Source organism: Bartonella sp. AD328YNZD (assembly GCF_042196425.1).
In genome coordinates this window covers 1-926 of sequence record NZ_JBHIQG010000632.1, presented here as the reverse complement: position 1 = coordinate 926, position 926 = coordinate 1, and the positions used below count along the sequence as shown (strand labels likewise).

Annotated in this window: 1 protein-coding gene; it reads right to left on the bottom strand. The window is 37.6% G+C overall.

The window, feature by feature from the left end; genetic code table 11:
- Positions 1-926 (bottom strand): N-6 DNA methylase (locus ACFIO3_RS14140; protein WP_375704692.1); only part of this gene is annotated, 926 nt, incomplete at both ends.

Here is a 926-nt window from a genome sequence, read left to right as displayed (position 1 = left end):
GCTCGTATATTACTTGCTTTAGATTGAGCAGCATAAGTTTCACTGATCCGTTTATCTAAAATTGGATAAGGGGTATTTTTTGCATTATCATTAGCACTTTTTTGTCCTATAGAATAAGGGGGGTTACCAAAGATAACTTCGATATCTAGTTTCTTTTGATGTTCTAAATATTCACTGTTTTCTTTGAATAATTCCTGTAGCAGGTTCTTCTCTTCAAGCATCCGGAATGTATCGGTTAAGCCAATATGCTTAAAGGGAATGTAATCACCTTTCATGATACTATGATAAGTCGATTCAATGTTAATCGCTGCTATGTAATAAGCGAGTAAGACAATCTCATTGGCATGGATATCATTTCGGAACTTATATTCCATATCCTCTGGTTTGATCAGTTTAGATTGTAATAGCCGCGTGATAAAGGTCCCCGTTCCAGTGAAAGGGTCAAGAATAGAGACACCCCGTGACCCCAAGCTTTTTCCAAATTCGTTACGCAACACATCATCAACAGAATGAATGATAAAATCAACAACCTCAACGGGTGTATAAACAATCCCAAGCCTATCCGTGGTTTTCTTAAATGCCTTGGCAAAAAAGCTTTCATAAAGCGTAATAATAAGATTTTGCCTTGCTTGGGGCGAAGTAATCCCAGAAGCACGAAGCCTTACACTGTTATAAAACTCTTGTAATTCCTTGGATTCTTCCTCGATATTGGTTTTATCAAGTTCTGTTAAGATCTTTTCCATGGCTTGCGAAATGGCATTGTTTTGCACAAATTCATTGCCCTCAAACAAAGCTTCAAACACGGGACGCGTGACAAGATGTTGTGCTAACATCTCAATGGCTTCCTCCTGTTTTATTTCACTGTTTAAGTTGTTCTTTAATTCCTTATGAAAGGCATCAAAAGCATGAAAGGCTTCACTGTTTTC